The following is an 8,055-nucleotide window of genomic DNA, read 5'->3' as shown; positions in this document are numbered from 1 at the left end:
TTCCAAGCGGGTGAGATCTACGGCGGTTCCCGTTCGGCATGGGACTACGGCCCCCTCGGCACCGAGCTGAAGGAGAACATCCGCCGGCAGTGGTGGCAGACGTTCGTGCGCGGACGCGGCGACATGGTCGGCCTGGACTCGTCGATCATCCTCCCCAAGCGCGTGTGGGAGGCATCCGGCCACGTCGCGACCTTCACCGACCCGCTGGTGGAGTGCCTCAGCTGCCACAAGCGCTTCCGCGCCGACAACCTCATCGAGGACTTCGAGGCGCGCAAGGGCCGCAAGGCCGAGAACGGCCTGGCCGACATCCCCTGCCCGAACTGCGGCAACAAGGGCCAGTACACCGAGCCCAAGGCGTTCTCGGGCCTGGTGAAGACCTACCTCGGCGTCGTCGACGACGAGTCGGGCCTGCACTACATGCGCCCCGAGACCGCGCAGGGCATCTTCGTGAACTTCTCGAACGTGCTCACTGCGAGCCGCAAGAAGCCGCCGTTCGGCATCGGCCAGGTCGGCAAGGCGTTCCGCAACGAGATCACCCCCGGCAACTTCATCTTCCGCACCCGCGAGTTCGAGCAGATGGAGATCGAGTACTTCGTGCCGCCCGCCGAGGCGCAGGAGTGGTTCGAGCACTGGGTCGAGGCCTGCTGGAACTGGTTCATCGACCTGGGCATCGACCCTGAGAACATCCGTCAGTTCGACGTGCCGAAGGAGGACCGCGCGCACTACTCCGCCGGCACCATCGACGTCGAGTACCGCTTCGGTTTCGCGGGCAAGGAGTGGGGCGAGCTGATGGGTGTCGCCAACCGCACCGACTACGACCTGTCCAGCCACACCGAGGCGTCCGGCCAGAGCCTGACGTACTTCGACCAGGCGTCCGGTGAGCGGTACACCCCGTACGTGATCGAGCCCTCGTTCGGGCTCACCCGCGCGATGATGGCGTTCCTGGTCGACGCGTACCAGGAGGAGGAGGTGCCGAACGCGAAGGGCGGCACCGACACCCGCACCGTGCTCAAGCTCGACCCGCGTCTGGCGCCGATCAAGGTCGCCGTGCTGCCTCTGTCGCGCAACGAGCGCCTCTCGCCGCTGGCCCGCTCGGTGGCCGACGGCCTGCGCGGTCAGTGGACCGTGGACTTCGACGACGCGGGCGCCATCGGCCGCCGCTACCGTCGCCAGGACGAGGTCGGCACCCCGTTCTGCGTCACGGTCGACTTCGACTCGCTCGACGACAACGCCGTGACGGTGCGCGACCGCGACACCATGGGCCAGGAGCGCGTGTCGCTGGACGACCTGCACGCCTACCTGGCCGAGCGCCTGCGCGGCGCCTGACGTCGGACACACGAAGGCCCCGATTCCCCCCCGCGGGAATCGGGGCCTTCGTCTGCGCTCGTCGGTCGAGCGCTCAGAGGCGAGTGCTCAGAAGTCCTCGCCCTCGGCCTGCGAGGGGTGCTTGTCGAACCAGTACGGGCGGCCGATGTGCAGCAGCGCGTCGCTGTCGAAGAGGTCGTGGGTGTCGGTGACGTTCATGAGTGCTCCTAGTGTGGGGGTCTCAATCCAGCATCCGATAGAGAATCGCGCTCTTGCGAGAGAACTCTCGCGAAAGAAGCGCAGATCCTTCATCCTGGGCAAGGACCGTGCCCCGCTAGGGTGATCGGGTGGGGGAAACGGATGCTGAGGTGACGCGCGCGCGTGCGTCGATGATGCGCCCGGCGGCGCTGGTCTCCGCACTGTCCGTGCTGGTCGCATGGATGCTCGTGCTCGTCGAACCGAGCGACTACGACGGCGCCTCGGGCCTGCTGACGCTGTTCGGCGTGCCGGCGCTGTGCGTTGCGGTGCTGTGCATCGTCGTGGCGACGCGGGCGGGCATGAGCGGGGCGTTCGGCGGTGACCGGCGCTGGCTGTGGTGGCCGCTGTGCGTCATGCCGGCCGGCGTGCTCGCCGCGCTCGCGGTGAGCGTGGTGCGCAGCCCCGACTACTTCATCGGCGAGGACTCGCCGTGGATGCTGCTGTGGATGCCGTTCCTCCTGGCCGCGGCGATGCTGCTCGGCACCCTGGTGGCGGCGTTCTGGCTGGGCCCGGTCGTCGCGCTCTGGATCACGACGGCGGAGATCATCCGCGGGCGGGCGAAGCCGAGCAGCATGGTCATGCCGCTGGTGTGGCTGGCCGTCGGCGTGCTGATCCTGATCGCCGCAGCATCCGTGCAGGCCGACAGCGTCGGACGGATGGCCTACGGCAACCTGATCCTGGCCTTCTTCGGGCTGCCCGGCGCGTACACGATCACCTGGATGCCCGGTCTGTGGATCGTGCGCGTGATGGTGCTCGCGATGGTGCTGTTCTTCGGCATGCCCGTGTGGCGCGAGCGCCGGGCCGAGCGGGCACACGCCGTCGGAGACTGACTGCGCGGCATCCGGTCTGTTCTCCTGCTCCAGGTTGTGGCCGCCTGTGGATAACTCTCGAGGCCTGAACAGAAAAGAACATAGCCTCGGCGCCATGACACTCACGGAACACCTGCCGGGGGGCGCCACCGTTCTCTTCAACCGAAGTCTCACTCTGCTCTGTGCCGGTGGGGCGATCGCTCTCAGTGGCCTCCTCGTTCTTGTCGCCCCCGACAGCGATCTGCTGTTCGCCGTCTACATCTTGTTGGCGATCATTGGCAGTGCGATCCCGGCGATGGGGCTTCGTCGGGGCGGCTCGGTGACCGGACCGCGGGTGCTTCCTCGTATCAGCCTGATCATCGCCGGAGTCATCGCCATGCTTCTCGCAGTCATCGCGGGAGTGGCGATCGGTCGGTCCCGAGCCGTTCCCCTGCCGTGGGCCTGGCTCGGGCTACCCGTGCTCATCGTCGGCATCGGCGTGGCAGCCGCGAGGGCGTGCATCACCGCGGCGTTGGTGATGTCGTGGGCGGGGGAGGCCCCAGACGTCTACGGCGTCCTCTCCGGCATCCAGACGTGGGGAGCGATCGGCCTCGGAGCGGCGATGATCGTCGTCGCGCTCACCGCATACCGCAGGCCAGTGCTGCCGGTAGCGACGGCGGTCACGCCGTGACCTCGCGGCTCAGGCGCTGACCGTGCGCAGCATCCGCTCGCTCATCCCGACCGTCACGCGCTGACCCCAGCCGAGGCTGAGGCGGTCGGACTCGATGCCGTCGCCGAACGCGACGAGCGTGTCGGACTCCACCCGCAGGGCGAGTTCGCCGCCGTCGAGGCGGCCGGCGATCAGCTCGGCGCCGGTGCTGGGGGAGGGCCAGGGTTCGCGGGCGAACCACGCCAGTGCGCGCTCCGTCGGCCCGGGCAGCGGCAGCTCGGGTGCCTGGATGCGGGCGATCGAGCGGCACCAGCCGGTGGCTCCGGTCCCGGTTCCCACGATGATCCCCGAGGATGACTGCCGCTCGGTGCGTCCGCTCACTTCGAGCAGGTAGCGGGCGGACTGGTGGCCGGGCTGGCCGATCATGATCTCGTTCAGCGCGGTGAGTGTCTGCCCGTCGTCGCTGCGCACCTCGACCATGGTCCGTTCGCAGAAGGATGTCGTGCCCTGCTGCGCCCGGACGATCAGCCCCGCGGCATCCGCCGGGGCGTGCGGCACCAGGATGCCGGCACTCTGCCCCGGCAGCGGGTCGATGCCGATCACCGGCTGCGCGTCGAGGTACTTCGCGACGTTCGCGACCAGGCCGTCCTGCCCGACGACGATCACGACGTCGGCGGGTTCGAACGCGAAGCGGGGCAGCTCCGCCCGTTCGACCGTGGCGTGCCGCCAGTCGGCCGGGATGGATGCTGCGACCGTGGCGAGGGCCGCGGAAGTGCGCTCGTGCCGCGCCTCCACGTCGTGCAGCGACTGCCCGCGCTGCTCGAGGAAGAACGTCACCTGACCCCGGGTCCCGTGCCGGGCGAGCAGCTCGGTGAGCTCGCTCGCCCGGTGCACGACGACGGCCCTGGGGGCGACCATCTCAGCGCTCCCCGGCGTCGAGCGCGGCGGGTGCCGTCGTTGCGCCACCGCCCAGCCGGCCGAGCAGGCCGGTCAGCATGTCGGGCGTGATGGTGAGGTGATCGATCGCGGGCAGTCCGCCGGCCAGCTCGCGCAGCGCGAGAGCGGTGAGCACGGTCGCGGGGACATCGCGCAGGGCGTCCATCCTCGCCTGCTCCGCCGCGGCCTCCGCCTCACCCGTCGCGCGGGTGGCATCGGCCTGCGCCTGGGCGGTGATGCGGATGCGGCCGGCCTCGGCATCCGTGGTGATGGCTGCCGCGGCAGCGGCCTGCTCGGCCTCGATGCGGGCGTTGCGGCCCCGCGTCGCGACCAGCTCCTCCTGACGGCGAGCGAGCTCCACCTGGTTGGCCAGCTCGTTCTCACCGATCGCCGCCTCGCGCTCCACGGCGAGGGCGCGCCGCGCGAAGGTCGCCTTGTCGGCATCCTGCTGGATGCTCTCCCGCGCCGGCGTCTGCATCGCCCGCTCCACGTCGGGTTCGGCGCGCAGCAGTGAGAAGCGCAGGCCGACGATCTGGATGCCGAGGTCGCTCAGCCGCTCGTCGGCCGCGAGGATCGCGGTGGCCGATGCGCCGAGCCCGGCGAGGTCGGCGCGCAGTGCCTTCTCGAGCGGCTGCGCGGTGAGCAAGTGCACCACGGCGGCGGTCGCCGCGCCGTGCAGCGGAGCGGCGATGGCGTCCAGCGGCTGCTCGGCCCACGCCCCGGTGCGCAGATCGATCGAGAAGTCGATGCGCTGGGCGGCCAGCGCCGGATCGACGATCCGGTAGGTGACCGTGACCGGCGCGGACAGCTGCTGCAGGTCGGCCGTGCGCAGCGTGACGACGATCGACAGCTCGCGGTCGTCCAGCGGGATCTCGCTGATCGCGGCATCCAGCGGGCGGAACCAGAACGCCTGACCAGCGCCGGCGTGCGCCAGCCGGCCGCGGTGCGTGTGCCGCACGTGCATGGTGGGGGTCGCGCTCAGGTGGCGCAGGAACGGGACTGCGGTGATGGTGGCCATGTCGTCCTCCTCGATTGTTTACGTCACTGTGACAGTAACGCTCTCGCGTGCTTCATGTCAAGGTGACACTAATCCCGATAGAATGCTGGTATGAACCCGTTCTCGTTCGCGAACACCGCCGACCTCGTCGTGCTCACGATCCGCGATCACGCCCTGCAGGTGCTGCTGGTCGAGCGCGGGATCGAGCCGTTCGCCGGTCGCTGGGCGCTGCCGGGCGGATTCGTCCTTCCGGATGAGGGCATCGAGCAGGCTGCGTATCGCGAGCTCCGTGAGGAGACCGGGGTGACGGAGGGTGTGCACCTCGAGCAGCTGCGCAGCTACGGCGACCCGGACCGCGATCCCCGCGGACGCGTCGTCACGATCGCCTGGCTGGCGATGGCACCTGACCTCGGCGAGGCCGTGTCCGGCTCGGATGCCCGCTCCGCGCGCTGGTGGTCGATCGCCGAGCTCGAGGAAGGCGACGTGCACCTCGCCTTCGACCACACCCTGATCCTCGCCGACGGCGTGGAACGCGCGCGGGCCAAACTGGAGTACTCCGCCCTCGCGACGGCCTTCTGCCCTCCCGAGTTCACCATCGCGCAGCTGCGTGCCGTCTACGAGACCGTCTGGGGCGTTCCGGTGGATCCGCGAAACTTCCATCGCAAGGTCACCGGTGCTGAGGGGTTCATCGAAGCGACCGGTGGGCTCGTCCGCGACGGCGGTCGCCCCGCGCAGCTCTACCGTCGCGGGCCGGTGGGCATGCTGCAGCCGCCGTTCACCCGCCCCGACCCGCACGCTTGACTGGCGTCTGCGGACCGCGACGTTCGGGAGGAGAACTCGGTCTGAGGAGGAGAGATCTGCGGGATTCCTCCTCCCATCCAAGATCTCTCCTCCCGAGCGCGCAGGGGTGGATGCCGCGCCCTCAGCCTCGCGCGAGCACGGTCTCAGCTCCCAGAGCCTCGAGCTTGCGCGGATTGGCCATCGAGAACACCCGGGAGATGCGCCCGTCCTCGACCTCGAAGCTCACCGCCGCCATCAGCACGCCGCCGACCTCGATCCGCGCCGCGAGCCGGCCGTTGACGGTCATCGCGGACACCCGGTAGGCGATGTCGAGCTTGGCGATGCTGCCGCGCAGGAACGCCACCACCCTGTCCGCGCCGAAGAGCGGGCGACGGGCGGCGTGGCGCACCAGGCCGCCGCTGTCGGTGGTCGACACCACGTCCGGCGCCAGCACGTCCATCAGTCCCTGAGGCCAGCGTGCCGAGGCTCCGGTCCAGCTCGTGCCACTTCTCGGTGCGGCCGCCGAACTTCATCATGTCCATCATCACCGGGCGGTGCTGCCACATCACCCCGAGGGAGTCCGGCACCTTGCCGAGCATCTTCCTGGCGGCGGCCTTCACCACTGCGCCGTACAGGCCGGTCACCGGGATGGCGGGAATGCGGGTGTCGTTCATGATCACTGCTCCTCAGCCGGCACGTCTCTCATGCCGTCGGCATGAAGACACCGCCCGCCCCGGAAGTGTGACATCCGGGACGGGCGGTGGCGGTCTGAGAGAGGGATGCCGCCCCTCAGGCGCGCGCGATGCGGAGCGTCCGCACCTCGAACGGCTTGAGCGACAGCTCGCCGCCGGTGCGCGGAGGATCCAGCTCGTCCTCGATCAGGCTCACCTCGCGGATGCCGGTGTGCTCGAAGCCGACGGTCAGCGCGCCGGTCGTGCGCCGTCCGAGCGACTCGTAGACGCGCACGATCACATCGCCGGAGCGGTCGTCTGCGAGCTTCACGCTCGAGACGACGATGCCCTTTCCGGTGACCGAGACGAGCGGCTCGACCTCGGCAGCGCCACGAACCACGTGCGGCAGTGCGTTGAGCCGGATGCCCTCGGCAGTGGCGATCTCGGCATCCGCTCCGATCACGAGACCGACCTCGATCTGGTGGTGGCCGTGGTCGGTGTCCGGGTCGGGGAAGCGCGGAGCGCGCAGCAGTGACAGCCGGACTGTGGTCGTGACGTCGTCGCCGTCTGCATCGCGCGTGGTGTCGTAGCCGTAGATCGAGTCGTTCACCAGGGCGACGCCGAAGCCGTCGTCCTCCTGCGCCAGCACGAAGCGGTGCATGGACGTCTCGAACTTCGCCGCCTCCCAACTGGTGTTCACGTGGGTGACCCGGCGCTGGAAGCCGAACTGCGTCTCGGCGAGAGTCTCGCGGGCGAACAGGTCGAGCGGGAATGCGAGCTTGAGCAGCTTCTCGGTCTCGTGCCAGTCGATGTCGTTCCGCAGCAGCACGGTGCGCGAGCCGGGTGCGAGCACGATGGTCTGGGTCAGATGCGACTCCGAGAACGCGCGCTCGACGACCACCGTCGCGACGCCGTCGATCACGGATGCCTCGATCGACGTCACCGCGGTCAGATCCTCGACCCGGTTGCGGTAGAAGCGGTCGATGTCCCATGCATCCCACATGTTGGGGAAGTCCTGGTGCAGCTGGAACAGGTTCGCCGGCTTTCCCGCCGGGATCGTCTCGCGACCGGATGCCAGGTCCACAGCCGACGTGATGAGACCCTCTGCGGAGATGGTCACCGAGATGAGGCCGTTGCTGAGGATGTAACCGTCGGGCGACTCGGTGAGGGTGGCACCCTCCGCCCCACTACGAGCGTCTCGAACGGCGGCACCCAGCGCCCGCCCGCCGCCGACCGAGGTCGGGGTGAACACCAGCTCGCGCTCGCCCTCACCGGCCAGCGCCTTCCGGGCCTCGGACGACAGCTTCTCGGCATCCGACAGCACACCGGAGAGGACCTCCACGGCCTCACGGTGCACCCACGCGATCGAGGTGCCGGGCAGGATGTCGTGGAACTCGTGCAGCAGCACGGTCTGCCACAGCCGGTCCAGCTCGTCATGCGGGTACTCGGCGCCCAGCTGCACGGTCGCGGTCGCGGCCCACAGCTCGGCCTCGATCAGGGCCTGCTCGGCCCACCGGTGCAGGGCCTTGGTGGCGTGCTGGCTGGTGAGCGTTCCGCGGTGCAGTTCGAGGTACAGCTCGCCGACCCACACGGCGGGGTCGGTCAGCTCGGCCCTGGCGTCGTCGAAGAAGTCGTCCGGATGCTTCCACT

At 69.6% G+C, this 8,055-nt stretch carries 8 protein-coding genes; 4 read left to right on the top strand and 4 right to left on the bottom strand.

What is annotated here, in order from left to right; translation table 11 throughout:
- The 3 genes from BGN97_RS00125 to BGN97_RS00115 form a co-directional block, all read left to right on the top strand.
- Positions 1-1,326 (top strand): glycine--tRNA ligase (locus BGN97_RS00125; protein WP_292696917.1); only part of this gene is annotated, 1,326 nt, incomplete at its 5' end.
- Positions 1,327-1,673: 347 nt separating this feature from the next.
- The gene (locus BGN97_RS00120) at positions 1,674-2,393 is read left to right on the top strand and encodes a hypothetical protein (RefSeq protein ID WP_292696913.1); all 720 of its coding nucleotides are present in this window, start codon (positions 1,674-1,676) and stop codon (positions 2,391-2,393) included.
- A gap of 94 nt (positions 2,394-2,487) precedes the next feature.
- On the top strand, positions 2,488-3,042 hold the full coding sequence (locus tag BGN97_RS00115; protein WP_292696910.1) for a hypothetical protein: 555 nt from the start codon (positions 2,488-2,490) through the stop codon (positions 3,040-3,042).
- Between the two features lie 9 nt (positions 3,043-3,051).
- On the opposite strand, the gene BGN97_RS00110 is transcribed toward BGN97_RS00115, so the two are convergent.
- Together BGN97_RS00110 and BGN97_RS00105 are read right to left on the bottom strand one after the other, a co-directional pair.
- Positions 3,052-3,939, bottom strand: coding sequence for a hypothetical protein (locus tag BGN97_RS00110; protein WP_292696907.1), 888 nt, complete (start codon positions 3,937-3,939; stop codon positions 3,052-3,054).
- A 1-nt stretch (position 3,940) separates the two neighbouring features.
- Positions 3,941-4,975 (bottom strand): SPFH domain-containing protein, encoded by a 1,035-nt coding sequence (locus tag BGN97_RS00105; RefSeq protein ID WP_292696905.1) that lies wholly within the window; start codon positions 4,973-4,975, stop codon positions 3,941-3,943.
- A 90-nt stretch (positions 4,976-5,065) separates the two neighbouring features.
- On the opposite strand from BGN97_RS00105, the gene BGN97_RS00100 reads away from it, so the two are divergent.
- Positions 5,066-5,755, top strand: coding sequence for an NUDIX domain-containing protein (locus BGN97_RS00100; protein WP_292696903.1), 690 nt, complete (start codon positions 5,066-5,068; stop codon positions 5,753-5,755).
- A 121-nt stretch (positions 5,756-5,876) separates the two neighbouring features.
- Here the strand turns inward: BGN97_RS00100 and BGN97_RS00095 are convergent, their stop codons facing one another.
- Both BGN97_RS00095 and BGN97_RS00090 read right to left on the bottom strand, forming a co-directional pair.
- Positions 5,877-6,194 carry a hypothetical protein gene (locus tag BGN97_RS00095; protein WP_292696901.1) on the bottom strand — a complete coding sequence of 106 codons (318 nt, stop codon included), beginning with the start codon at positions 6,192-6,194 and terminating at the stop codon, positions 5,877-5,879.
- Positions 6,195-6,523: 329 nt separating this feature from the next.
- Positions 6,524-8,055 (bottom strand): glycoside hydrolase family 38 C-terminal domain-containing protein (locus BGN97_RS00090; protein WP_292696898.1); only part of this gene is annotated, 1,532 nt, incomplete at its 5' end.

Source organism: Microbacterium sp. 69-10 (genome assembly GCF_001897945.1).
In the GTDB taxonomy this organism is placed as follows: Bacteria; Actinomycetota; Actinomycetes; order Actinomycetales; family Microbacteriaceae; genus Microbacterium.
The sequence above is the reverse complement of the archived record's forward strand: the minus strand, read 5'-3'. Positions and strand labels throughout refer to the sequence as shown.